We start from the raw sequence: 26,698 nt of genomic DNA on the forward strand, positions 1-26,698 counted from the left end.
GAACACATGAGTAAAATAGCAGTTATTATTGATTCCTCATCAGCGATGCCAGTGGTAACGCGGAATCGTTATCACATTTTTCAGGTCAATGATCCCATCATTTTTGGTGATGAAGTCTACAAAGAAAGTGTTGATATTCATGACCTTGGTGAGCTGGTTAAGATGATGAAAGATAAGAAGCAAATTGCTTCGACTTCGCAACCAGCACCTGGCGATTGGGAAGAAGCTTTGAATTTAGCTAAGGCCTCAGGTTACGATCAGGCTTTGTTGGTCACATTATCATCAGGTATTTCAGGCACTTATCAAACGGCTGCAGCAGTCGCTGATAGTTATGAAGGTATGTCTGATGTGCGCGCATGGGATTCAAAAATTGCCGTCATGGGCGCTGGCATGCAGGCGTTAATGGCTGCTGCTATGGCTGAAAAAGGAAAAACGCTAGATGAAATCATGGTAGCGCTTGAGAAATTGCGCGAGTCGATTGTGGTTCGTTTTGTGGTTAATGACATTTCACATTTGCAACGGACAGGGCGTTTGTCACGTGGTGCGGCCTTAGTGGGCGGTTTGCTCAATATTAAGCCGATATTATCAATGGACGTGCAAGATGAAGGTAAGATTGGTGCTGTTGGTAAGGCCAGAAAAATGAGTGGGGCGTTGAAAGAAATTAAAGAAACGCTACGTCAATCATTAGCCGAAGTCGATTATCCCGTGCGTGCCATTGTAGTCGACGGAAACGACGCCAAATTAGGAGATAAGTGGCTTAAAGATTTGCAGGCTGAGTATCCTACTGTCAAATTTGAACGTGGGGTATTAGGTGCGTTTATTGGTGTTCACACAGGTGACGGCGCTATGGGCGTTCTCTGGGCACATGATTGGGAAGATTTAATTTAACTTAGAACAAAAATAGAAAGCATTGTCATATCGATGACAATGCTTTTTGAGTCTTTTAGTATCGTAAATGAAAGCGGTGCGTTACACTAAAAGGAGAGGAAATCACGATGGTAATAAAAAAATGGCAGCATGTCGCCCTATTAGTTGGAACGGTTGTTGTTGTGGAAGCAATTGGTGGGTTATCGGCTTTGTTGGCTGGTGACATTAAGCAAATTTATAATCAGTTAGTACAGCCACCACTATCGCCGCCAGATTTTGTTTTTGGGATTGTTTGGCCAATTTTGTACTTATTAATTGGTGTGGCTGCCTATCTACTCATAGTTAGCCAGTATCATGCAGCAGCCAAAAAGACTAATTTACTGATATTTGCGTTACAGCTCTTTGTTAATTTTATCTGGAGTATTGTGTTTTTTGGCGGTAACCTTTACTGGATTGGCGTGCCGATTATTCTTGTATTGGATGCTTTGGTAATTGCTTGTATTGTTAACTTCAGGCGCAATCAATTGTGGGCAAGTTATTTGATGTATCCTTACTTGGCGTGGATTTTGTTTGCGACTTACCTCACGATTGCCGTGGCTATCTTAAATTAAAAAGTGACAGTTTCGTCAACTGTTAATCAACCGAGTCGTTCTAAAAATGGCTCGGTTTTGTTGTATAATTAAATCACATAACTATTTACGGGGGTTACTAATGCAACGTTCAAAACGTTACCTGATTGTTTATGAGGTATTAAACGCTGTAACACACGGTTTAGGTTTTATTTTAGCCGTGATTGCTGGCATCGCATTGCTATTTCATGTCTTGCAACGACCAGTATCTGCTTTTGAGTTGACAGCGATAATCTTATATATCGCCACAGTTGGCTTGTTTTTGCTAGCATCAACTTTGTTTCATTCGTTGGTATTCACGCGTGCGGCCAAAGTATTCCAATTTTTCGACCATGCGGGTATTTATCTGGTGATTTTAGGCAGTTATACACCGTACACCTGGCTACTGATTAAAGGCTGGGTCGGCTGGAGTATCTGGGGTGCCATTTTGGCAATGACGATTGCTGGTTTTGTCTACGACTTATTCTTTGTGGGACGCTGGCCATGGGTGTCGGTAGTCATTTACCTTGTGATGGGATGGTTGATTATTTTGGCAATGCCGATTTTGTGGGGTGTGTTGTCGCACACAGCCTTCTGGTTGCTTTTGGCTGGCGGCTTAACCTATTCTGCGGGCACGATTTTTTATCTGATCCCTAAGATTCCTATGGGGCATGTTTACTGGCACCTCTTCGTACTCGGTGGTGCTGGCTTGATGTATGCCAGTATCTTTATTTCACTCTAAAAATTTAAACAAAATCAATGTGATATTATTGTTTTTGAGCTATAATATAGCTGTTAAATGATTGCAGGAGGAATGAAAATATGGCATTGACACAATCACACGTTAAGCAATGGGTAATTGATCAGCACTTGGATACTTGGGGGCCAGTCAACGTTACCTGGCAGGATGATTTGAAGCGTACGGTGATTATCGTCGCTGACGGTACGAAAAACCAAGTTCGTCAAGAGATTGAGAAAATTGTTGCTGGTAATATTGAAAAGGGCATCATTTCAAAAGAAGACGCAAATGACTTTCTTGATTCCTTACATGTTAATGATTATGCTGTTGAAGATTGAGCCGAAAGGCTTTTTTTTTGACAAAAATTGTGTGTTTATCGGTCAAGTGTGTGTTTAAAATGGTCAATTGTGCTGGTTTATCAATATTATTTTTATGAGTCGATATACTTAATTTTGTACCAAGCAAGGTTAGCAAGTAGTTGACCCATTGGTTCAAAAAAGGAGGATAAGACAATGATTAAAAAATCATTATTACTGAGTATTGCTACATTAGGAATAGGGATGTGTGTGGTAACCGTACATCCACATGCAGCCAGTATTGAGCAAATGAAAGCCAATGTTAATGCAGATACAGGCGCAATTTTTAGTGAAGAATTGGGGCGTGATATGACTAAAAGTGAGGCAGGTCTTTACTTTGAAACGGTTAGTCAAGCACAACGCAAATTAGGATTATCAACTTCACAAGTGACGCCGGAAATTGATAAAGCGGCTCGACAAGTGGTAGCTGAGAATACCAAGAAGCCAGTGGTTGCTGCTAAGGATAAGACGAAGATTAAGTCTTTGACATTAAAGCATCAAGCGATATCACCAGTTAAAAGTCATGTGAATTTGCTAGAAGGTGTTTGGGAAACCATTCAAAGTGTCTTATTATAATTTTATTACGAAATTAATTAAAAATAATCCTATCAAGCTAATGGCCGCCTAGTGTACAAGGCGGTTTTTACTTGTTAATATATAACATGAAAGAATAAATTATATTTTAGATATTGCGCTAGTATATTACAAAAAATGAGGTATCTATGAAGGTAGCAATTTGTGATGATTCACTCGTATTAGCTAATCAAGTTGACACACTGTTGCACAACTATGATATGAAGCGATTTGATGTTGATGTTTTTACTAATCCTTTGCGACTATTAGCTTCATTAGCTGATAACTATTATGACTTTTTCATCCTTGACATTGAAATGCCTGAAATGTCTGGTGTTGTGTTAGCAGGTCAAATCAGGGATTTTGGTAACGCTAATCCTATTATTTTTGTGACCAGCTATAAGGAATACATGGAAGATGTTTTTGCTTTACACACATTTGATTATTTAATCAAACCGCTGACACAAGAAAAAATGAATCAATCGTTGAAACGCTTAACCAACTATTTAGGGTTACAAAGTCGACGATTCACTTTCACTTTCAATCGTACGTCACATAGTTTGGATTTAACAGAAATTAGATATTTTGAAAAAAATCGCCATACGGTTCTGATTCATACAAGAGACCAAATCTATGAAACATCGATGACTACTGCTGATGTATTAGCTAAATTAGATCATCGTTTCGTTCAGGTTCATCAATCCTTTATTGTAAATGTCAATGCAGTTAAGCATTTGAAAAATCAATCGTTAATTCTAAACGATGAGATCATAATTCCAATTAGTCGCAAGTATCAAAGACAAGCTAAAATCGCCATTATGGCGGCTTTGAGGGAAATGATGTCATGAAATTAATGGTAGAAATTTATGTCAGTAATCTGACTTTATTGGCTGTTATGTTGGGGATGGTTGCCAGTTTTTTTAGGCAATCCTTGTTTATCAATTATCGGCCAACGCGTGTCACTCTCGGAATTTTGGGTAGTTTATTGTTTTACTTGTGGTTTTTAGTGGCGCAAAATAATGTAGGATTCGTGCAATTATTGTCAAATGAAATTGGCAAACAGTGGCATTTGGACATTAGTTTGCTATTGTCACTGTTGATTGTTGTATGTTTTTGCTGGTTTGCTGTGATTCCGGCTAAGTCAAGTCTGTTAGCCAGTTGTTTTTGGACGAGCATTTTGGTTGAGGGGCTTTACGCTAGTCAGTTTATTGGTGATATTGTCTTCAATCAATTATTGCCATTATTGCAATCGTTGCATGTCGTTAGTGTTTGGGGACGTACAGGTATTGAACTAATATTGGTAGTAGCCACGACACTGATGTTGAAGTATTGGTTAAAGCCAACACTTGTCCAAACCACAAATCGTAATCAGTTTGTTCAAATCACCTTAATTTTAATGGTCAATATGTCAACGGTGGTGTTGTTTTATTTCATGCGCGACATTTATTATCCAGTGGATTTATCGTTTGAAAAGGTTTGGTTAGTTGTCCTCATTATTGTGGTACTGAATATTTTTGTTCTAGTCATTTATCAAGGGCAAAACATCTATTATTTGAAATTACATCAAATTGAACGTGAAAATGAAATCTTGCAACGGGAAATTGCGACGATTAACCTCACTAAGGCTAATTGGGAAAAGATTACAGCAATCAAACATGATTTACGCAACCAAAACATTGTTTTATTGGGATTAATTGAACAAGGCGACTATGATCAAGCAAAGACATTGATTCGAAATGGTATGTCAGGATTAACGATAGGGACGCATTTTTTTACGCGTAATACCTTGCTTAATTATTTACTCAATGAAAAAAATAATTTAGCTAAAGCACAAGGTATTCAATTAGACAGTCAAATTTTGGTGCCGGAATCTTTAACCATTCCTAATGATATTTTGGCAATTGTGATTGGCAATTTATTGGATAATGCGTTTTCAGCAGTTGCGCGTCATCGTCAAGGCAAAAAAATCGTCTCACTCGTGGTTAAGGCAGTCAATCAAAAATTATTGATTCAGGTCAGCAATGCGTTTAATGTTGATGAAGTCGATAGTCGACGTGACCGGTTGCAAAAGGGGTTTGGATTGAAAAATATCAAACAAATTGTCGAAAAATACGACGGTTTGTATCAACAACAAACCAATGGTTCTCAATATGACGTCAGCATTATATTTTTTGACATCTAAGCACAAAAAAAGCTATCAGAATTAATTCTGATAGCTGATATAGTGGTCAGCCAGGGGCTCGAACCCTGGACCCACGGATTAAGAGTCCGTTGCTCTACCAACTGAGCTAGCTGACCATATTTTTTGTTTCACAACAATAAATATAATACCACGTGATTTATGAAAAAGCAAGCAGCAAATATGATAAAATGGAACTATTCTCAATATGGAAGGAAAAGCGTTGACTGTTGATAAACAGTTTTGAACGCGTTTAGACACATGCTAGATCTGATTAAATCAATCATTATTGGTATTGTTGAAGGCCTGACAGAATTTTTGCCAGTGTCATCAACAGGGCACATTATTTTGGCGGAAACACTGATGAAAATCCCCGGCGGCGCTGTGTGGACGAAGTCTTTCACCCCATTTTTCGATTATGCCATTCAATTGGGTGCCATTTTTGCCGTGATTCAGCTTTATTTCAACAAACTGAATCCGTTTTCATCTCAAAAAACAGACCGTGAAAAGTTCCAAACATGGCGTTTGTGGATTCGTGTAGCAGTTGGTGTTTTGCCCGCTGTGGTCTTTGGTTTATTGCTGAATGACTTCATGGACGCACATTTGCTGAATTTCTGGGTTGTTTCAGCGATGTTGATTATTTATGGTGTGATCTTCATTGTGATTGAAAATCGTCAAAAAGGCATTGCACCTTTAATTACAGACGTCAATCAAATTACGTTTAAGCTAGCGCTCTACATTGGTTTGTTCCAAGTTTTGTCATTAGTACCCGGAACATCTCGTTCAGGTGCCACGATTCTTGGGGCGATTATTCTTGGTGCTTCGCGCTTCGTCGCGGCGGAATTTTCATTTTTCCTATCAATTCCGGTGATGTTTGGTGTTACGTTATTGAAGATGTTCAAATTCTTCCATGAAGGTGGCTCATTCACGGGTATGCAAGGCTTGGTTATGCTCTTTGGCTTCGTAGTATCTTGGATTGTGGCGTTGTTTGCGATTAAGTTCATGATGAATTACATCAAAAATAACGACTTCAAGGCGTTTGGTTACTACCGTATTATCGTTGGTGTGATCTTCTTGTTGCTTGGTGTGACAGGTGTGATTACGACAATGCATTAAACTATTAAAAATCCCTGACACGATATGGTCAGGGATTTTTTTGTGCTTATGATAATGATACCAGTGGCACATCGTTCATAACCCAAGTTAGTTCTGCTTGATATTGCTTGTTGACGATAGTTGTACCAGCAGGAATATCAAGTGAAAAGCCACCAACGATATAGTTTCTTTTACTGTTGTTTTTGTTGCCAAATGTATTAGTCCAATCTCCGGCAGCAGTCGTTTTTTCACCCATAATCATACACATTGCGTTAGCATCAGCAAATGCTTGATTATTATACCCTCGTGTGTTGGCGGTAGCACCTAACTCCGTTCCGCTCAAATTATCATCCGTTGTACTAACTTTTAGTTGTGCGTTGGGTAAAGTTTCACCATCAGCTGTCTTAAATTCACTGGTTTGAATAACGGAAGCGCACCATACGTGAGCATCTGAGACACTGTGAACTTGAACAAAGGGATTGACATTGATTTGTTTGTTGTTTAGTAAAACTTGGTCTGAAGCTGGATACAAGGTGTGATCAGTTTTGAGTACCAAGCTTTCCTTGCTTTTTTTACCAGCCAAATTTTCAACAATGGGCGAAAAATTAAGTTCAGATGCATAAGCGACATACAAATCACCCGCGCCGATTGTTGCTAAAGCATTGTTGTTTATCGGTTGTACGGGAGTATTGTCATTTATCACGGTAATGGGCTTTTTACCAGACAACCTGACAGTTGCTTTGGAGGTAGTGTGACCATCTGAATTTGCTAAATTGATAGGTATAATTGCTAATGCTAAGATACCTAGAGCCCCAAATAAATATTTTTTCATCGACATTATCCTCGATTCTTCTTTGCTTTCAGTGTAACAAGGGAGTAGGTCTAAATTGTCAACAAGTTGCGAATAGTTTGTGACTTGTTGTGAAGAAACTATTTCTTAACATAAATCTCTACAAAATTTGTTTTGAAAAACAACAACAGGCTCACGGGCACAAAAAAGTCGTAATTTAGGCACAGCAAACTCACAGAATATGCAAAGTGAGGTCACAAACTCTTGATATAGTAAAGCTATATATTGAAGTTGAGAAGGTAAAAAGGTATGCTAACTAAAAAAATTGGCCTCATTTTGGCAGCGACAACATTTGCTATGGCACCGTTACTTGGGTTGGCGCATGCCGATGATGCATCGTCAACGTCAGATAGTTCGAGTGCGATGGGGATGCGTGTTAGCGCAGTCCTGCCAGAAAATCAAGTGAATAAGGCACATACTTATTTTGATTTATTAGTGAAGCCAAATGATGAGCAAACGCTAGTGGTTAATCTCACTAATACAACAGACAAAGCGCAAACAGTAAACACTGAAGTCTCTGCTGCAAAAACCAATATCAATGGCGTAGCAGAATATGGTCCGTCAAACAATAAGTTAGATCAATCAGTGCCATTTGATTTTGGTAAAGTGGCTGAAATTCCTAAACAAGTTGAAGTGCCAGCTAACAGTACCAAAAAACTTGAGGTAAAAATCAAGATTCCTAATAAGACGTGGCAAGGTATCGTGGCTGGCGGGATTACAATCACGCAAGCTGCTAGTTCAAGTACAGCAGATACATCATCAAAAGCTGGTGTAACGATTCGTAATCGCTACGCTTATGCTATTGGCGTCGTATTACAAACAGCAGACAAAACAGATTTGAAAGAAAAATTGAATTTGGCAGAAGTGTCAGCGGGACAAATTAGCTCGCGCAACGCGGTTATTTCGGAATTGCACAACACAACAGAAGCTTATCTCAATGGAATTTCCGTGACATCAAAGGTGACACGTCAAAACAGTAAAAAAGTGATATACGAGGCTAAAAAGAGTAGCATGCAAATTGCACCTAATGCGGTCTTTGAATACCCGTTATCGCTTGAAGGACACCCCTTCAAAGCTGGTCGATACACGATGAATATGACAGTTAAATCTAAGAAAAGTACTTGGCATTTCACCAAGAATTTTACGATTACCAATAAAGAAGCAAAATCACTCAATGACAAGGATGTCACCTTGGTTCATGATGAAGGCTTTAATTGGTGGTGGCTAGTGGCAATAGCTATTGTTCTGATTGCTGGTATTTTCTTCTGGTGGAACCGTCGTCGAAAGGATAAAGGTCAGGTAAGTGATGAGATTAATTAATAAAATAACGATTGTCATTTTGACTATTCTAGTAGTACAAATCCCGATTCCCGTGTTAGCTGATACGGCAGTTACGAGCTATGTTCAGTTTGAAAATGGTGGATTAGAGATGGCAGTCGATGACATTGATTTTGGAACGCTGGATACTAGTAATCTGACAGAAAATGACAATCAAGCATTTTTGCAAGGAATGGGACATATTTTGTTGTATGGCGGTAGTGGTAAATTGACCGTAACTGATAATCGTTTAGACAGTAATGCAGGTTTATCAGTCACTGTTAAAACTGGTGATAACAACTGGTATGATGATCAAGATGAACAAGCATGTAGCATGTCAGATATTAGCTTATTACAAATGACAGGAAACAGCTTAGACTTGATGTCTCCAGATATCGCGTATCCCGCAATGAACGTCGCAGAAAGCCCACTGGCTCATGTTGAAACAGCAGGACTGAATAAAGATGCTCCGATTAGTTATGCTATTTTTGTGCCAGCCACCTCAAATGTCTCTAGCCTATTGGGAAAAACTATTCATACTGACATGGTATGGACACTTGGAGACTACGTTACAGCTGAATAATACAAATATATGGTAATTTATGTTTATGAATGGCGTTGGCACTGATAAAACAGGGCCAACTTTTTTGTGTGGTCACAAAATGTTCAATATTATTCACAGTTTCTCCCCCCCCCCCGAAATTAAGACATATTTGCTCTGTATAGTTAGTAGTGTAGAGTGAAACCATTTACTAAATCAAAAGCCACGAACAAAATAATGCGAGGTGAGCTAATGAAAAATTACATTCAAAAAATACTAACAATCATAGCAACCATCGTGATTGTTTTGCCATGTGTTATGGGCTTGGCACCGCTTTGGCCATTGCAATCAACTAATCCGATTAAGCAACAAATGGTGTCAGCAGCAGAAACGCTGAGTAAGCAATTGAACCCACCCATTGGTGATGGTTACACAAAATATGAAACCGATGGAGATGGTGAAGTTGCTAATTCAGAATTTCCGACTAATCATTACTCGTTACTAGGGGAAGCAATGGCACAAAATGGACGACATACAAACGCCGTGCCAGCTATAGACAATAACACTGCCGCCGCTACTAATCGTAATTATGTCGGTAACACGACAGGCAGCTGGTATGGTGATACGAATTGGTTAGATTGGTCGCATCTTGGAACAGAATACAATGGCTTTCGCGCCAAAAAGATGGCATCGCCAGCCAAAGATAGTAATGGCAATGTCATCCAAGGTGCTTATGATATCTCGATTAAAATGACAGGTGCCACAAAAGCCGAATATGAAAAGAAAAAGGCCGAAATAGTCTTTGTTTTCGATCGTTCTTATTCAATGATTAGTAATGGGGCTGGCACGAATGGTAGCGATGTCAATCGTTTGCAGCAAGCCAAAGATGCGTTTAACACGTTTTCTGCCGAAGTTAGTCCTTATGTAGCGAGCGACCAACTACGAGTTGGGCTTGTGACTTATTCAGATGGTATTAAAAGTGTTCGTAATTTGAATAATAACATCGATACTATCAACCAAGATATTCAAAACATCAGTATTAATATTCAAAACGATGCTGGTACGTATACTGATGGTGCTTTGGAGAGGGCGCAAGGATTATTGAATGCATCAAGCTTCAGTGAAACCAAAATTATTGTGTTAATTTCTGATGGTGCGGCCAGTCAACATAACGGACAAAATGGTTCAGCAGCGACCAATGCGCCATGGACGTCGGCTGGTGGTACTTATGTCCGAACGACCGATGAACCTTTGCTTGGACATGCTGACGATGGCGGTGAACTGGAGGATGGATTAACAGCTAACGATGCAAGTATGAATTATCCAGCAGCCAGCTGGATGGGAGGAAACACCACTGCTGACAAGGCAAATCCCTTTAATGGTAATTATCAATGGGCAAACGATAATCTTGGTTCATCAGTTAATGACAATCGTTACCGTGTTCAGTCATCAATTGGTAGTGGTGATTTTATCTCAATTCAGTCAGCGATTGATACCGCTGCAACCATAAAACAAGCAAATACTAAAATTTATGTGTTAGGAACAATGGCGCCGATTAATGGTAACACAGAAACTCAACGATCAACTCGTCTTGCAGAAGCGTCACTCAAACGTTTAGCAACTTCTGACGAAAAAGGGACACGTTACTATTATGATGCTAGTGCAACAGACTTATTGGTTGAACATCTTGAATCGGTGACGGCAGACTTGTTTGATTTCGTTAAAGATGCGACGCTTACGGATACATTAGCCCCCGAGATGTTGCTCGATGGCAATATTCCTAGCGACAATTTCATTACTGGCAATAACGCAGTCAAAGGCACGCGTTGGGCATTTGCTGACAATGTGTCTGATTATACACCACGGCCGGTAATCGAGACCAATGCCTTTAATAGTTCAGGTAGTGTTCAGCGAGCCATTACTGGCACGTACGATAAGGGCACGAAGACCATTAAATTAGAAAATATTGATATTCCAGCTGGACAAATGATTGAAATTTATTATCGTGTTCGAATTAACACCGAACAAGACACCTTTCAGGCTGATCGCTGGTATCCAACTGGCACTTTGACAACTTTCCAAGCAGAACCGACAACGCCCATAGTTGAAATTGGTGAGCCATCGGTAAAAGCACCCGGAGTCGTTTTGTCACTTAATAAAAGCTGGGTTGGCGATTTAGCAGATGATGTTTTGACACGACCAGATCATTTAACTTTCGCCGTCAGCCGTACTGATGTGATTGATACCGCTAATTCTTGGACAGAGGGAAAACTTGTGCTTGATAAGCCATATAGTGATAGCGATAATCCAGATAACACCACGTTAGCTGCCAACTGGCAAGACACTTACCAAACAATCAGTAATCAGGACGATACTAAAACGTACAGTTTGGCCAAGTTCAATAATCGAGGTGTTGATTTTAAATACAGCATACAAGAGGAAAACATTCCTGGCTACGAAAGCACGATTAGCGCTAATGGTACGACCTTCGATGTCACGAACACACTATCTGATTTCAAGTACACCATGCGTAAAATAAATCAAGCTGGTGACTCGCTTGCTGGGGCAAAATTCTTATTTGAATATTACAACCAATCAAACAGTGAATGGCAACCTTACCCATACATCGGTGATGAAACAGATGATGAGGTCGGTATTGTGACAATTGGTAGTTCTGGTGAATTTAACTTACCACCATTTACGCATGATGAACAGTACGGCAACCGCTTCCGAGTGAGTGAAATTGAAGCACCGACAGGCTTTGCCTTGCGAGAAGGCTATACTTACGGCATTGTGACTGATGGTAATTGGCAAGGTAACGATAACCCAGGATTTACAGTGCCTGCTGGTAGTGATGACAATGGTGGATGGGTTGAAGGTGATTTGGATCATTTTGATCAACGTGAAGTTGCCGATTGGAATACACGTCGGAAAATCTTGTTATTCACAGATTCAAGCTACACGACGCTTATAGATCCAACAGGTGGACCAATTGAAGGCGTTGATTTTGCCATTCAAGGCGATTTGACTTATATCAACTATGAAAATCGTTTAAAGCCATTTGAAATGACAATCACCAAAACTGATTCAGGTAGCACGGTCTTGGCGGGAGCTAAGTTCGAACTTTATCAAAAAGTAGGTGATGATTGGCAGCTGGTTAAAAACGATCAGACCAATCAAAGTGTTTGGACGACGTCAAGCGACGGTAAAGTGATTGTTGATGCTACGATTGCCATTCCCGGACAGTATCGATTGACAGAAGTCTTTGCGCCTGATGGCTATTTACGAGAAAAACATGATTTAGTTTTTGATATTCATGCGACGGGTAACATTACCACAGATAATGACACATCAGTCACTTGGACTATCAATCATAATTTACTAGAAAATAGTGACAACAATCGAATTGATATCACGTTAAAGGATTACAACCAATTTAAAATTCCAGCCACAGGAAGTCGTGGACATTATCTCACGATTGTCGCTACCCTTATCATACTGGTAACGGGAATTTGCATGGTAGTATACATGACGAAAGGAGACCACGAACATGCGTAAACTAAAACATATTTGCTTAATGCTAAGTTTAATTTTGCCACTCTTTGCGGGTCTCAGCGAATTGCGTCATGTTAAAGCCGCAGACGAAACATTTGACACAACCGTTCGCCTGCATAAAATTGTGCAGGGTACGGGTACGGGTACGGGTACGACCTTTGACAATGATGGTTTGGAAATTAGTGCCGATAAATTGAGTGGTTGGCGTCCAGTTAAGGGTGTAACCTTTGCTTATATGAGTTTGGACCAGTTCCTTGATTGGGAGGAAGGTGAGGCAACACCACACTGGAAAGCCGGTGCAGAAGCAATTACGAAATATTTTTCGATTGTTGATGATGCGGCCAATGGTCAGTCTAAATTTGTGTTTAATGCTAAGGGATATACCTATACTAATGGTATTTATCAAGTTGATGAGTCGAATAACAATCCTGTCACAAATGACCAATTATTAGCTGCAATGACGCAGCTTGCTGAGGACAACGATAGCATTACTTTAAATGAAACAAATCCAACTGACCAAGACGGCATGGTTGAGGTAACATTGCCTGACGAATTATGGCTTATTGTCGAAAAAGAAAAGCCATCGGGTATCACTGTTGATGCGACACCGATGTTGCTGATGTTACCAGCTTCAGACCAAGACAATATCATTTTCGGCGGACCAAACGCTGATGAAGCACATCAGTACTTACACCTTTATCCAAAAAACTTTACACAATCTACTACTTTGAATAAGGTGATTGACCCTGATGGTAATGGCTACGTCGAAAATGATGAAACAGTTGGTGTTACGCGTGGTGAAATCTTCAAGTGGGGGTTAGATATTCACATTCCTGCAACAGCGGATAGCTTTGAACAATATCTCCTCAAAGATGTATTACCATACCAAGTAGACTTATTACAAGTCCGAATTTTAGCCCTTAATGCTGATGGCACCGAAAGCAATCTTTTGTATGATACAGGGCAACGATCTCGTTCAGACTATGCCCACAATGCGACGGAAGAAGGACATGATTATCTTAAAGGTATTTCAGGTTTAGGCAAAACCTATACGTTAACAGATCAAAGTGACACAACACCATTAGGGAAAGTTATTAAATCAGTAGTTGGTAAGGATAGTAAATATAATCGCATTGCTCGAGATGACAAAGGTGTGTTCTTAGATGTTGATGGCAATCCTTTCTATGATAAAGATGGTAACTGGGCTGGCAAAGCACCCATGATTAATCGTGTGACTGAAACTGATGACACTAATATTGCCAAATGGATTGATAAGATTAGTACAGATTTAGATACCGAACAAAGCGATATTAACAAAGATAATACACGTGATGGTTGGTTTGAAATTGATTTGCAACCAGCATTGGCTTATTTGGCAGAAAACAGGATTAATGATATTCGTGTTGAGGTGTCAACGTTAGTTAATGCGGCTGCCCATACCGGTCGTATCACTAACGAAGCAAAAATTACTGATGATATGCGAACACGTTATGACATTGCTACAACATGGTCAGGTGGTTGGGGAATGGTCAAAACAGTCGGCAAAGCGGATTATAATGACGACCAAATTGGTGTTAAAAATCCACTGGCAGGGGCTGAGTTTTACTTACAATGGCCAAGTGCTCCAGCCGGTATTGAATTGGTCGAGGGTGGGCAAACTAAGGGCGGCGAAATGCTGGTAATGGCTCGTGATTATACCAAAGAAGATCATGCTTTAGCATGGTGGACTGTGAAAAGTTCAGATCATGAGCAATACTATGATTATAAATACAGTCAGAGCGATGGTTGGTTTGGTTTTTCAGGATTACGTGGTGGTACTTATGAAGTCATGGAGTCAAAAGCCACTAGTGGCTATTTTCAACCCGACGCGCCGGTGTTAGTCTTTAAAATTGTGTCAGCCTATCACGCACCAAAAATTGTTGACGGAGAAGTCGTCAGTGATTGGACTGATGAAAGTAGCGCAGGTTATATTGGTACAGATGAAAATGGTGTTGTTATTGGCAACGGTTATGTCACTGGCGTGGTAAATGGTCTGGAACTCAATGTCATTAATTATCATAAATTGATTTTGCCACTTACTGGTGGCATTGGCATACTTGCTATCTTACTGATTGGTGGGCTATTAATGATTCGAGGGCTTCGCAAGCGCCACCAGCGAGGTATTTCACCATGAGAAAAATAATGATGATGTTAATCGCGATTTTATTCATAGCCTTTGGCGTGTTGAGTTATCCTTTCATTCGCAATGCGATTGCAACACAAGAGCAGCAGCGTGAGGCAAAACGTTTTGAACAACAGGTGGCGCATTTATCAAGTAATAAGCGACAAGCTATGGTTAAAGAGGCCAAGGCGCATAATAAGGCACTAGCAAGCGCAAAGATCAATGCTAAAGATCCTTTCACACTAACACAAAAGACACGAGCTAAGCTTTTGGCCAAATACGATATTTCCGAAACAGTTTTGAATAAACAATTGGGACCGTTAGTTGCCACGTTACGCATCCCTAAACTTGATTTAGTGACGCCAGTATTTAACGGTGTGAGTGAGGTACAACTGTCGCATGGCGTTGGTCTGTTACCCAATACGTCATTACCCGTCAGTGGAAAGGGTGTCCATGCCGTCATGACCGGACATCGTGGTCTGCTGCAATCAGCACTTTTTACCCATTTGAATCGCCTTAAAAAAGGAGATCATTTCTATGTTGAAGGGATTGATCGACCATTAGCTTATCGTATCGACCAGATTAAAGTTGTTAAACCAGATGATACCAGAGATTTAATGGTGGATAAGGATCAAAATTACACGACATTAATTACATGCACGCCATTTTTACAAAATACGCATCGCTTATTGGTTCGTGGTGTGCTCACCACTTATCCTAAAAAAACACAGGCAAAAGTTAAGCAGAACAATCCCACGACAAAACCACTGCTCAAAGTAGTTGGAATTGTCGTCATAGGTATTAGCTTAATCAGCGCCGGACTAATTTTTATCAAGAAGATACCAAAAACATAACAATGAGAGAAAACGAGAAAGGTAGATAACACTATGAATATGAAACATATAATTTTGACTGGCGTACTACTAGCGCCGATGACCTTGTCGAGTGGTATTGTCATTGCCTCAAGTACACAGCCAAGCGCAACAGATGTCATTATTAACAAAGTAGTTAGTGAAACTGACATAAATGATGCTCAAAACATACATACTAATGATGGCACAGAAATTTCAGGGGACTGGGCAGCACAAGCTGGCGCTAAGTTCACGGTTTACAAGTTACCTAGTGATGCCATTGCTGGCTATGACGCCGAGGCAACGGATAAACCCAAAATAAAAACTAGCTATCAAGAATATCTTGAAGTTGTTGCAGTCACGGTCGTTGATAATGATGAAATCACGAGTCCTTGGACTATCAAAGTAAAAGATGGCAAAGAAAGTGATTTCAAAACATTTCTGAATAATGCAGGCGATGTATCGAAAGTTGAGCAAGATAGTAGCACTGAATTTACAACTGATAGTGACGGTAAAATAACGCTCGATAATCTGGCTGATGGACATTATGTTGCGTTTGAAACAGGTGTGAAGCCTAATACCAAGACCCATGCTGTACCAATGGTGATTAGTTTGCCAATGATGGATCGTAATGGATCGGGTGAGACGACATGGTTTGATGACGGTAGCCATCCCTATAATTTATATGCTAAGAATTACTCTGACACAGCTAACTTAACCGTTAAAAAAGTTGCTGAAAATGGGACAACAGCAGTTGGTGGTGCATGGGTAGGCTTGTTAAACATCAGTGATATTGCCGATGAAGTCAAAAGTGGTACTTTATTGCAAGATGCTGTGTCGCAATTGACACATGATATGCAAGGTAAAACATTTGAAAATGAAGCCGCTCTAAAAACAGCGATTTCGACTTGGATTGACAAAATGAAGACAGACCATTTTTTCACCGATGATCAAGCCACTATTGCTCAAAATCTCCTTGTGACAAAAACGAGTTACGTAAAGACTGACAGTGAGGGTAAAGCGAAATATTTAGACTTAGATCCTGGGTCAAGTTATTATGTCGCTGAATTAGTAGCGCCAAAGGGTTACATGGCAAATGGTAAATTACAGCAAGTCAATTTAAGTGCTGCCGAAGGTGGTAATACCGAAGACGTTACGGCAGGATATGGTGCAACAGATAATGACATCTATTATCAAGGTGCTACTTTTAATTTGGTTAACTACGGTGACGTTGATATTGAAAAAACTGTTGATACCAATCAAGATAATGTATTCGGAACATCCGAGTCCGAACAGTCAGGTATTTCCCGTGGCGAAGACTTTACTTGGCGCTTGAAATCTGACGTAGACGCAGATATTGCCGATTATAAGAAGTATGACATTGTGGATAACATGCCTTATCAAGTTGATTGGTTAACAGCTGATATTGGACTTGATTATGATAATGACGGCAAAGTTGACGAATCCCTAGCTAAAATATTGTCAGATATTGGCAGCAAAAATGGTATGACGGGGGATGGCTTGGCGTATGATTCTGATAACGCCTCGACTGGGATTACCTTTGCCGAAGGATCTACTTGGACTACAGATGACATCAAGATTTCAGGGACAACATCAAAGTACGAATTTGATACTGACAATCGGGTTGTTAAAGATGATGCCCAAAATGGTACTTTGACCATTAGTTTAACTGCCGCGGGACGGGCTAAATTAGCTACGCTTTTGCAGAATCATAATGGTAATGAATATAGTGCCAAGCTAATCATTGATTTGGGATCTCGTGCCAACAGAGCGGCTCAAGCAGGTGAAATTGAAAACGAAGTCGAAGTTAATGTCGATAACGGTTATATCACCAATACCGACAAAGACACAGAAAAAACTTATACCGCTGGTTGGGAAATTATCAAAACTGATGGTAATGCCAATTTTAATGGCACGACTTTAACTAATGCTTTAAGTGGCGCTGGATTTGATTTGGCTATGAAAGTAACCGCGGATAATAAAGAAGCGGTTTGGGGATTGTTATATGAAAACACGGCAAATGGTCATAAAAACCCCGACGAATCAGGGAAGAACAACTTTGCCAATAAGGATGCATTTGAAATGTGGCTTGAAGCACAAATTGATCCTTATGTTTACTTTATGCATGTTGCCGAAGATGGCAAGGCCATGGCTGGCATGACCGCTTCTGATGACATGACTATGGGTGACATTATTTGGTCAATCTATCCGGAAAACGCCACAACACATATCACAGGTGACGACGGATACTTGCAATACTGTGGTCTAGCCGGTGGTGACTATAAGCTCATCGAGTCAAAGGTACCTAGTGGTTATAAAAAGATGGCTGATAAGACATTTACATTAAGTGGCAAGACAAGTGAAGACAATGGTTTGAATGGCAAAGGTACTGGTGTTATTAACGGACACGCTGATGAAAGTGACGTCAACATTGTGAACTATAAGAAATCAATGTTCCCAGTGACTGGTGGTATTGGTATGATTGGTGCCCTGCTGGTCGGTGCTATGTTGATGATTGCTTCACGTATTAAGAAGCGCAAGGCCGGTGAACAAACGACGACCTTAATCCGTAAGTGAGTCAGAGAGTGTTTCACGTGAAACACTCTTTTTTTGGACACAATTGGGCAAGATTTCATCACATTTTACCCGTAAAAAGCGCCACATCAATAGTTTACAATCAGGATAGCAATGGTAGAAAGGAATGATTGTATGCCTAAAAAATGGTTTTCAACGTTAGTTTTTTTACTAGGATTCGTTATTTTTGTCTCACCATTTTTATTGCAAGGTTATCATGCCCTTCGGCAAACACAAGTTGCACGCAAAGTTGATCGGCGTGCGATGACACTGGATACACAGGTGGTCAATCAACTGACTAAAAAGGCCGAGAAACGTAATAATAGCAATAAAACTGGTGTTTCAGAATCAACCATGCAATCACTCGGGAAAAAACAACAAGCTGATGATACTGGGTTCGCCATACCAGATAGTGACGCTTTAGGGACTATCTCAATTCCCAAAATCAATCTGCATTTGCCAATTTATGATGGCGTCAGTGAAAAAGTGCTGCAAAAAGGCGCGGGATTATTACCTGGCTCTTCTATTCCCTTAGGCAGTCAAGGAGAACACGCAGTTATTACCGGACATTCTGGTTTGCCTAATAAAACGCTTTTCACGTATATTGGCCGGCTCAAGAAGGGCGATCGATTCTTTATTCAAGTATTGGGAAAAGAATTTACTTATGAAGTTGATCAAAAAAAGGTAGTTATCCCAGAAAATGTTCAAGATCTTGTCAAACATCATCCAGAAAACTTTGTGACGTTGGTGACATGCACGCCCTATGGGGTTAATTCACATCGATTGCTTGTGAGAGGTCATTTGACCAATAAAGTGCCCATTCCAGCTGTTATTTGGGAGCAGTGGTGGTTCATGGCGTTGCTGGCTGTTGGAATTATAATGTTTATTCTGATCATGGTCACTATCGTAAAACATTTATGGCACAAACAAAGGAGGTAATCATGAAAAAACGTTATGCCTTATTACTGTTATTGATTGCGCTTGGTCTAATTGCTTGGTGTTTTACTGACACCAGCCATCAACAAAGACAACTTATTAACAGTATTAAAAAGACAGTATCTGCGCAATCTTTTGATTTGAACCAACCCGAAGCGGTGATTACCATTCCTAAAATCAATGTTGAATATCCAATTTTTAATGATACTAGTGATGAGTCACTGGCAAAGGGAGCAGGATTTTTGGAAGACTTTGATCGCCCCGATGCTGGGAAGGGTGGATTAACAGTAATTGCTGCTCATCGTCTGTGGCGCACACACCTTGGATTTTTGCGACTAAATGAGTTAGGAAAAGGTGATACTTTTCAAGTGCTATACCAAGGGGTGACCTACCATTATCGGGTTTTCAAAAAAGTAGCTATTCCAGTATCACAGTTAGAAACAATTCATGATTTGGCATCGCCAACTAAATCGCGTGCTGCGCTTTATACATGTCATCCGTTTCCAACGACTAAAGAACGTTTACTAGTCGTGGGTGATTTGGTGGCTGTAGATTAAAAAGCTAGCCGGCGGCTTGTTTTTCGGGTAAAATAGAAGTACTATGGAAAACTTTCAAGAACAACTTAAAAATCGGCGGACTTTTGCGATTATTTCTCACCCCGATGCTGGTAAAACAACCCTGACTGAGCAGCTATTGTTGCACGGTGGGGTGATTCGTGAAGCTGGGACGGTTAAAGGCCGCGGCTCAAACAAGCTGGCTTCATCGGACTGGATGGCAATTGAACAGCAACGTGGTATCTCAGTGACCTCATCAGTGTTGCAATTTGATTATGAAGGTAAGCGAATCAACATTTTGGATACACCAGGGCACGAGGATTTTTCTGAAGATACCTATCGAACGCTGATGGCGGTCGACTCAGTTGTCATGGTTGTCGATGCAGCTAAGGGAATTGAGCCGCAAACGAAAAAGCTCTTTGAAATTGTCTCGCAACGTGGTATTCCCGTGTTCACTTTCTTCAACAAAATTGATCGTGATGCACGCCCAGCACTGGATTTGGTTGATGAATTAGAGTCTATTTTAGGCATTCAAGCTTATCCCATGAACTGGCCAGTTGGGTCAGGACAAATTTTGCAAGGCATTTATGATTTGCAAAAAGATGCGTTAGTGCCATTCAAAAATGCCAGTGATCACCCAGAAGTTGTTAGTGAAGCAATGGACGAAATTGAGTTATTACGTGATGCGGGTAACGAATTTGACGCTGACAAAATTGCTCATGGTAAATTGACCCCAGTCTTCTTTGGATCAGCCTTGGTGAATTTTGGTGTGACCGAATTTCTGCGTGAATATTTGACTTATGCGCCAGCGCCAGCGGCTGTGACAACGGTTGACGATCAGGCTATCACCCCAGATAGTCCACAATTTACTGGTTTTGTTTTCAAAATTCAAGCCAACATGGATCCTCGTCATCGTGATCGCATTGCCTTTGTTCGCATTGTCAGTGGTGAATTTGATCGTGGTATGGATGTCACTTTGCAGCGAAATGGCAAGAAATTAAAGCTCTCTAACGTCACACAGTTCATGGCTGAAGAGCGTGAAAATGTTCAAACAGCGGTGCCTGGCGATATTATTGGTGTCTATGATACCGGAAACTTCCAGATTGGTGACACAATTTATGCTGGCAAAAAGAGTGTGCAGTTCCCTGATTTGCCAACATTTACCCCTGAATTATTTAACCGTGTGATTGCCAAAGATGTGATGAAGCAAAAGTCTTACCATAAAGGCATCGAACAGTTGGTACAGGAAGGTACAATCCAACTTTACAAGTCTTGGAACGGTGGCGACTATATCATCGGTGCGGTCGGGCAATTGCAATTCGAAGTTTTCCAGTTCCGTATGGAAAATGAATACAACGTTGAAATTCAGTTCGAGCCAATTGGGTCAAAAGTGGCACGCTGGATTAAGCCAGAAGAACTTGACGAAAAAATGGGTTCATCTCGTAATTTGCTTGTGAAAGACCGTTACGACGCCCCAGTTTTCTTATTTGAAAACAAGTTTGCGCTCAACTGGTTCCACGATAAATACCCAGATGTGACACTAGAAGAAAAAATGTAATGTGACAAAAACCACAAAATCAATAATGATTTTGTGGTTTTTGTTTGCCCTTTTCGTGTTCTAGTTGTGAACATATGCGATAATATGTTACATTTTAGGACAATAATGTGTTATTATTACATGTGAAATAGTTAACGAAAGCAAGGGGAGAATATATCATGGCTTTTCACATTGATGAAAATCATTATAATGAAGCACTAAGGTTTTTGATTAGGGAAAAAGGGGTGCCCGTTAAAATTATTTTGGCACATGCTGATATTTCGCGTAGTCGATTTTATGGTTATCTGAACGGATCGGGTGATCTGGCGATGAGTCGATTACTTTCGATTCTGGAAGTAATTCACGTGTCACTTGATGAATTCATGTTGTATGCGCGGTCGTTAAAAGGTATCAATGGCAACATGACGTTACAACAAGAGACGCCACTTATTAATGAAGCAACAGTTGAAAGTGCATTACAAACATATAAGCAAACCAAGGATGTGGCAGCCATTGCAACAGCTGTTACACAAATCAAAACTCATGCTTCGGAAGAAAGCGCGGGAAAGTTACTTAAAAAACTGTTACCAACAGTTCGTAATGTTTTGTGCAAACGCCATTATTTTTCGATCATAGATGCAAATTTGTTATTGGATGTGATGGATAGTCTCCGGTACGAGGATCTGCAAACGATTTTGCCATTTGTTCGCAAAACGATTATGCAGCAACAAGCGAGTCAACAAACTGGTTTAGAAATGGAAATTACGCGTCAGCAAGCGTTACTCACTGTCATCTATCAATACACATTGCGGGCGTTTCACGAGCAAGCAAGTGCTGATACAAAGCGCGACTTTGAACTTGTTGACAGCTTGGAACCCGCTATTAGTGATTGGTACACCAACGTTATTCGTAAGTTGATGACAGTAGTGCGAACGCTTGCTGTGGCTGATAATGAATATGAAGCGCGCGTAGAATATAATAATATTTTGGCAGCCGTTTATGCGATTCAACCGCAATCCGTTTGGAATAATTATGAGCGACTGATGCACAACAACTTCAATGATTTCAAGACTTACACTATGCCATGACCCCATTAATTTGGGATTGGCATTCAGTTTTGGTCGTGAGTTATGTTAAAATGTAGTAACACCTACATTGGAGAATAATAATGGCATATTACACACAACAACTTTTTAATGGCCAAAGAGATCGCATTTTGCGTGTCGTTGACGCTGCGGATGAAACGCAAGCAACAGCAGGCTTTATCCATATTTTTGACGAACGTCGTCCGTTTGATTTTGAATACGCAACGGAATTAAGTAATGGTGAAATGACGCAAGAGGAATTTGATGAACAGGGCGGTGCTGGTAATACATTCAGTGCCAATTTTATGCCCATTGCTCAAAATGAAGACGAAGAGATACCGGCAGAAGTGTTTGAAGAATGGGCTGGTTTAGTTGGACGAGAGTACGCATTGATTCCTAATTTGCACATCAATATGTACCAACAATCACTCAAAGCAGAAATTGAAGATATTGATAAAGATACGTTTGAAGAGCGTTTGATGGAGTTAATCACACGCGTGTTGGGTTCATCTGTTGTGGGATTTGAAGAAAAGTCATTGACACTTTATCCAAGCTTCTTAATTCAAGAACAACCTGAACAGGCTGAACCCCAAGGCCCTTCAACGCAAATTATTTTACCAGAATAAGACGCTGCCTAGAGGTGGCGTTTTTTACGAACAATTACCAAACTTTAACACCAACGTTCGGTTCATTTGGTGTTACAATGTTCGTTGTCGATAAGACAAAATAAAATCGGGGTAGATTGATGCGCGTTAAGTGCAGCGGAAACGGAATGTGGGTCGCTGACGAAACACGCTTGTGTGCGGTGCATCAATCACATTCACCAATATAATCATATAGGTGAACACTCCACTCGGAGGTTCTTTATTATGGAAAGTACATCGCGTACATGGGCGCTGTCAAAATTAGACACGCGCCAATTTGTTGTTTTGGCATTTTTAATGGCTATTGACATGGCATTAAATAAATTCACTGTTGGAACGAATGTGCTACAAGTTAGTTTTTCGTTTGTGGCAATGTCTTTGATTGCCAAGTGGTATGGCCCGCTGTGGTCGATGCTGATTGCTGCCGTATTAGACGTGGTTAATATCACGATTGTTAATCCTGGTGTCTTCTTCATTGGGTTTACGTTGACGGCGGTTGTTTCAACATTGATTTATGCACTAGCTTATTATCGTCAAGATCACACAAGTCTATGGCGAATTATTGTTGCCGTTGGCTTGGTGTTACTCATTACTAACATTGTGATGAACACGGCTTGGTTGGTCATCATGTATCACACAGCGCATGATTGGCCATCATTGGTGGCGTTTACGATACCAAGAATTATCAAAAACTTGATTATGTATCCAATTCAGGTTGCAATCACTTATTTTTTCTTAAATAATCCAGTCGTACGACGCACAACAAAAACAATTTTTAGTTAAACAGCTTCGGCTGTTTTTTTTGAAAGCAGGTTATGATGACAAACGAATTTCCTCAAGTATTAACAATCGCCGGTTCTGATTCTGATGGCTCGGCTGGTATGCAAGCTGATTTACATACCTTTTTTATTCGTAAGACGTATGGGATGAGCGTCTTAGTAGCAGCCGTTGCTGGTAATTCTTACGGTATTCATGCGGCAGAAACGCTACCACTGGCATTTATTGATCAACAGTTTGAGGTTTTGGCTGATGATTTTAAAATCAAAGCTAGTAAGACGGGAATGCTTTCTGATGCAGCTTTAATTGGTACGGTGGTTAAGGCTTATCAGACTTATGATTTTGGGCCATTGGTCGTGGATCCTGTTATCACTACCAAACATGGGGCACAGTTATTAGAAAATGAGGCGTTCAAAGCTTTGAAACAACAGCTGTTACCATTGGCAACTGTTGCCACACCCAATTTTTTTGAGGCACAATTGTTGACGGGACGAACAATTCAGAGCGAAGCTGACCAGGCCTCAGCAGCGCGTGATATCCAGGCGTTGGGCGTTAAAAATATCATTGTGAAAGGTTGGCATCATCAAGATGACCAACAAGAAGTTGCCGATTACGTGTTACTAGCTGATGGATCAGACTTTTGGCTGCGCCATTCTTATTTTGATACGACACATATTAACGGCACGGGCGATACGTTAAGTGCCACAATTGCAGCTGAAATTGCCAAAGGACAGTCAGTTGCTAATGCCATTCGCACAGCGCACGATGTCACAACAGCGGCTATTGCTAGTGAAATTGCCGTTGGCCATCAATTTGGTCCAATTAATCACTGGGCAGCCCAGTCAGTTAATTAAATCATTATAAAAGGGTATCTATATTTAGGCTAATTCGACATAGAATTAGCTTTTTTTAGTGTTAAAAAGCCGATTCAGTCTGTTAAACAGGATTAGTTCACTATATTTTTTAAAATACAAAAAACTATGAATTTTAAAGCATGTTTTTTCTATTAAAATCATAATCGTAAGTTATGAAGGTTCATAGAGAAAGAAGGATAACAAAATGACTGGTTTACAAAAAGTTTCATCGTTGGTTTTGGCAAGCACATTTGCCGTGTCGGCACTTTCACCTATTATTGCTTCTGCTGATACAGTAGATACTTTGAACGGGGATGCGCACTTGGTTGTGAATAGTAATGGTGGTGCTGATCCAACGCCACGACCAGACAACCATGGTCAAATTTTGATGACCGGTGTGCCATCGTTTGATTTTGGTACACATAATGTCGGAAAGCTGAATGACGACGCCACTTTTACTATTAATGCAAAGGCAGCAACTGGTACGGCAGCTGGCACGAAACTAGCTGATCCGGCAAAAGATACTGCAACGACTCTGAATGTGAATGATTTACGTCCGGATGCCAATGCGTGGTCTATCACTGCTGAAGTGGGGGATTTGAGTTCAGCTAACAAAGGCACGGTTGGGCTAGATTCATTTAAGATGACCGTAGCTGATAATGCAGATAGTCATGTTACTGGAGCGACATCTGCATCAATGACGTTACCAGCAGATATCGTGACTGGAGACTATCACGCCAATATTACTTACACATTATCAGATGCAGAATAAGTTGTGATTTAAAAATTCACTCATTTCTTAACACTTAATCCACTTATATGCATGAATTTTAATAGATTAAATCAGCTGTTGATTTAATCTAGTACATAGAAATGATAGAAAGAAGCTTTTCAGATGTTGAATAAATCTGATGTTAAAAAGTTGCCAAACATTTTGGGGCAGTTGCTCTTATTAACGATCGTTATTTTCGGTTGTTTTGCATTAAATAAACAAGTACATGCAACGATTGTGCAACAGCCTTTAGAAGCAACACAAAAAAGAAATATCAATCAAACTGTTGGCTATACGATTACCAATGAACCGTCTATCTTACAAATTTCGGATAAGAAGGTTTCGTATTATTATTTAGCCACACGCCAAAAACAAGAATTTACTGTATATATTGATATTTTGAATGGTGCGCATAAAAATACTTTTGATATTAGTGTTAATACAGGTGTTACGAATCGTAATTTGTCAGTTGATTATGGCACACCACTTAGCCAGAACACAGGTGTCGCTGTAGTAGCACCATTCGAATTTGAAAAAATTGTTGGTGTTGACACAACTAAGTATGGTGTAGAAAAAAATTCTCGAACAACGGTAACAGTACCAGCTGACACACGGGCAAGAGTTCCTGTGACCATTCATATGCCAAAAAAACACTATAACGGCATTATGTCAGGTGGTATATCGGTTTTGAAAGAAAATCAGCAGGTTAATGCAAAGTCGACGTTACAAAACCAGTATGCTTATGTGAAAGGATTAGTATTACAACACGGCACTGCTGATATTCAACCCCAACTAGACTATGGTTCGTTGAAAACAATTGCTAAGGATTACCAGCCAAAAACAATTGTGACAATAAATAATTCAACTTTAGTGAACATTGAACATGTTAGTATGTCGGGTACAATTACAAATAAGTTGAATCAAGTTATTAGTAAAGTTAATGTTCAAGATGGTGAGATATCACCCGCTGCAAAGATACCGGTTGAATTTGTTTGGTCGAAAAAGAATTTCAAGAATGGCCACTACAAAATGCATCTTCAATTAAATGATCAAAATAACCATCGCTGGGCATTCACTCGTGATTTTACTGTTACAAATCGTCAAAAAATTTTAAAAGCAGCTCAGTATCACGCGCCAATCAATCGCTTGTTAGTTTTGTTAGTTAGCGTGATTGTACTTTTGATTGCCATTTGTGTTTGGCTATTAGTTAAAAACCATCAAAAAAAAGACTGATGTTGTTGGGAGGAGGAAA

General features: G+C 40.1%; 24 protein-coding genes, 1 tRNA gene and 1 riboswitch. Of the genes, 23 read left to right on the plus strand and 2 right to left on the minus strand.

Translation table 11 applies throughout. From position 1 onward, the window contains the following. The first annotated feature begins 6 nt into the window (after positions 1-6). The 7 genes from IEU65_RS05845 (at position 7) to IEU65_RS05875 (ending at position 5,325) form a co-directional block, all read left to right on the plus strand. Positions 7-888, plus strand: a complete 882-nt coding sequence (locus IEU65_RS05845) for a DegV family protein (RefSeq protein ID WP_004911894.1) — start codon at positions 7-9, stop codon at positions 886-888. Positions 889-995: 107 nt separating this feature from the next. Next, positions 996-1,478: a TspO/MBR family protein gene (locus IEU65_RS05850; RefSeq protein WP_010276179.1), complete on the plus strand. Its 483-nt coding sequence runs from the start codon at positions 996-998 to the stop codon at positions 1,476-1,478. Positions 1,479-1,578: 100 nt separating this feature from the next. Further along, positions 1,579-2,217 carry a PAQR family membrane homeostasis protein TrhA gene (gene trhA, locus IEU65_RS05855; RefSeq protein WP_010276175.1) on the plus strand — a complete coding sequence of 213 codons (639 nt, stop codon included), beginning with the start codon at positions 1,579-1,581 and terminating at the stop codon, positions 2,215-2,217. Between the two features lie 80 nt (positions 2,218-2,297). Beyond that, complete coding sequence (locus IEU65_RS05860; protein ID WP_010276172.1) at positions 2,298-2,552, plus strand: hypothetical protein; 255 nt, start codon at positions 2,298-2,300, stop codon at positions 2,550-2,552. Between the two features lie 174 nt (positions 2,553-2,726). Then, positions 2,727-3,146, plus strand: a complete 420-nt coding sequence (locus IEU65_RS05865) for a hypothetical protein (protein WP_010276169.1) — start codon at positions 2,727-2,729, stop codon at positions 3,144-3,146. Between the two features lie 146 nt (positions 3,147-3,292). After that, complete coding sequence (locus tag IEU65_RS05870; RefSeq protein WP_010276168.1) at positions 3,293-3,991, plus strand: LytR/AlgR family response regulator transcription factor; 699 nt, start codon at positions 3,293-3,295, stop codon at positions 3,989-3,991. After that, on the plus strand, positions 3,988-5,325 hold the full coding sequence (locus IEU65_RS05875) for a sensor histidine kinase (protein ID WP_010276166.1): 1,338 nt from the start codon (positions 3,988-3,990) through the stop codon (positions 5,323-5,325). The genes IEU65_RS05870 and IEU65_RS05875 overlap by 4 nt, the downstream gene beginning before the upstream one ends. Positions 5,326-5,368: 43 nt before the next feature. Here the strand turns inward: IEU65_RS05875 and IEU65_RS05880 are convergent. Further along, positions 5,369-5,441 (minus strand) — tRNA-Lys (locus IEU65_RS05880). A gap of 142 nt (positions 5,442-5,583) precedes the next feature. Between IEU65_RS05880 and IEU65_RS05885 the strand changes: the two genes are divergently transcribed. Further along, positions 5,584-6,438, plus strand: coding sequence for an undecaprenyl-diphosphate phosphatase (locus IEU65_RS05885; protein ID WP_010276163.1), 855 nt, complete (start codon positions 5,584-5,586; stop codon positions 6,436-6,438). A gap of 46 nt (positions 6,439-6,484) precedes the next feature. On the opposite strand, the gene IEU65_RS05890 is transcribed toward IEU65_RS05885, so the two are convergent. Further along, a complete protein-coding gene (locus tag IEU65_RS05890; RefSeq protein ID WP_010276159.1) occupies positions 6,485-7,249 on the minus strand; it encodes a WxL domain-containing protein in 765 nt (254 codons plus the stop codon). Positions 7,250-7,516: 267 nt separating this feature from the next. Here IEU65_RS05890 and IEU65_RS05895 point away from each other — a divergent pair, with 267 nt between their 5' ends. The 15 genes from IEU65_RS05895 (at position 7,517) to IEU65_RS05965 (ending at position 26,679) form a co-directional block, all read left to right on the plus strand. Further along, the gene (locus tag IEU65_RS05895; protein WP_010276156.1) at positions 7,517-8,587 is read left to right on the plus strand and encodes a WxLIP family cell surface protein; all 1,071 of its coding nucleotides are present in this window, start codon (positions 7,517-7,519) and stop codon (positions 8,585-8,587) included. Next, entirely contained in the window at positions 8,574-9,167 is a 594-nt protein-coding gene (locus IEU65_RS05900; RefSeq protein ID WP_010276153.1) for a hypothetical protein, read from the plus strand. Before IEU65_RS05895 ends, IEU65_RS05900 begins: the two co-directional genes overlap by 14 nt. Positions 9,168-9,377: 210 nt before the next feature. Then, a complete protein-coding gene (locus tag IEU65_RS05905) occupies positions 9,378-12,683 on the plus strand; it encodes a SpaA isopeptide-forming pilin-related protein (RefSeq protein ID WP_010276151.1) in 3,306 nt (1,101 codons plus the stop codon). Next, positions 12,676-14,853, plus strand: coding sequence for a pilin N-terminal domain-containing protein (locus tag IEU65_RS05910; protein ID WP_010276148.1), 2,178 nt, complete (start codon positions 12,676-12,678; stop codon positions 14,851-14,853). The genes IEU65_RS05905 and IEU65_RS05910 overlap by 8 nt, the downstream gene beginning before the upstream one ends. Next, positions 14,850-15,695, plus strand: a complete 846-nt coding sequence (locus IEU65_RS05915; protein WP_147651128.1) for a class C sortase — start codon at positions 14,850-14,852, stop codon at positions 15,693-15,695. Before IEU65_RS05910 ends, IEU65_RS05915 begins: the two co-directional genes overlap by 4 nt. Positions 15,696-15,734: 39 nt before the next feature. After that, positions 15,735-18,290 (plus strand): SpaA isopeptide-forming pilin-related protein, encoded by a 2,556-nt coding sequence (locus IEU65_RS05920; RefSeq protein ID WP_147651127.1) that lies wholly within the window; start codon positions 15,735-15,737, stop codon positions 18,288-18,290. A 132-nt stretch (positions 18,291-18,422) separates the two neighbouring features. After that, entirely contained in the window at positions 18,423-19,226 is an 804-nt protein-coding gene (locus IEU65_RS05925) for a class C sortase (protein ID WP_010276139.1), read from the plus strand. 2 nt (positions 19,227-19,228) lie between these two features. Further along, a complete protein-coding gene (locus tag IEU65_RS05930; RefSeq protein WP_010276137.1) occupies positions 19,229-19,780 on the plus strand; it encodes a sortase in 552 nt (183 codons plus the stop codon). 43 nt (positions 19,781-19,823) lie between these two features. Then, positions 19,824-21,335 carry a peptide chain release factor 3 gene (locus IEU65_RS05935; protein ID WP_010276135.1) on the plus strand — a complete coding sequence of 504 codons (1,512 nt, stop codon included), beginning with the start codon at positions 19,824-19,826 and terminating at the stop codon, positions 21,333-21,335. Between the two features lie 158 nt (positions 21,336-21,493). Beyond that, positions 21,494-22,402: a helix-turn-helix transcriptional regulator gene (locus IEU65_RS05940; RefSeq protein ID WP_010276132.1), complete on the plus strand. Its 909-nt coding sequence runs from the start codon at positions 21,494-21,496 to the stop codon at positions 22,400-22,402. An 80-nt stretch (positions 22,403-22,482) separates the two neighbouring features. Continuing rightward, positions 22,483-23,025, plus strand: coding sequence for a hypothetical protein (locus tag IEU65_RS05945; protein ID WP_004910942.1), 543 nt, complete (start codon positions 22,483-22,485; stop codon positions 23,023-23,025). A gap of 105 nt (positions 23,026-23,130) precedes the next feature. Further along, positions 23,131-23,227: riboswitch (THF riboswitch) on the plus strand. 41 nt (positions 23,228-23,268) lie between these two features. Further along, complete coding sequence (locus IEU65_RS05950) at positions 23,269-23,826, plus strand: folate family ECF transporter S component (protein WP_147651122.1); 558 nt, start codon at positions 23,269-23,271, stop codon at positions 23,824-23,826. Positions 23,827-23,861: 35 nt separating this feature from the next. Next, complete coding sequence (gene thiD, locus IEU65_RS05955) at positions 23,862-24,674, plus strand: bifunctional hydroxymethylpyrimidine kinase/phosphomethylpyrimidine kinase (protein ID WP_031940963.1); 813 nt, start codon at positions 23,862-23,864, stop codon at positions 24,672-24,674. A 205-nt stretch (positions 24,675-24,879) separates the two neighbouring features. Continuing rightward, the gene (locus IEU65_RS05960) at positions 24,880-25,446 is read left to right on the plus strand and encodes a WxL domain-containing protein (RefSeq protein WP_010276117.1); all 567 of its coding nucleotides are present in this window, start codon (positions 24,880-24,882) and stop codon (positions 25,444-25,446) included. Positions 25,447-25,569: 123 nt separating this feature from the next. After that, positions 25,570-26,679, plus strand: coding sequence for a WxL protein host-binding domain-containing protein (locus tag IEU65_RS05965; RefSeq protein ID WP_010276113.1), 1,110 nt, complete (start codon positions 25,570-25,572; stop codon positions 26,677-26,679). Positions 26,680-26,698: the final 19 nt, after the last annotated feature.

The organism is Leuconostoc pseudomesenteroides KCTC 3652 (genome assembly GCF_014634745.1).
Taxonomy (GTDB): domain Bacteria; phylum Bacillota; class Bacilli; order Lactobacillales; family Lactobacillaceae; genus Leuconostoc; species Leuconostoc pseudomesenteroides.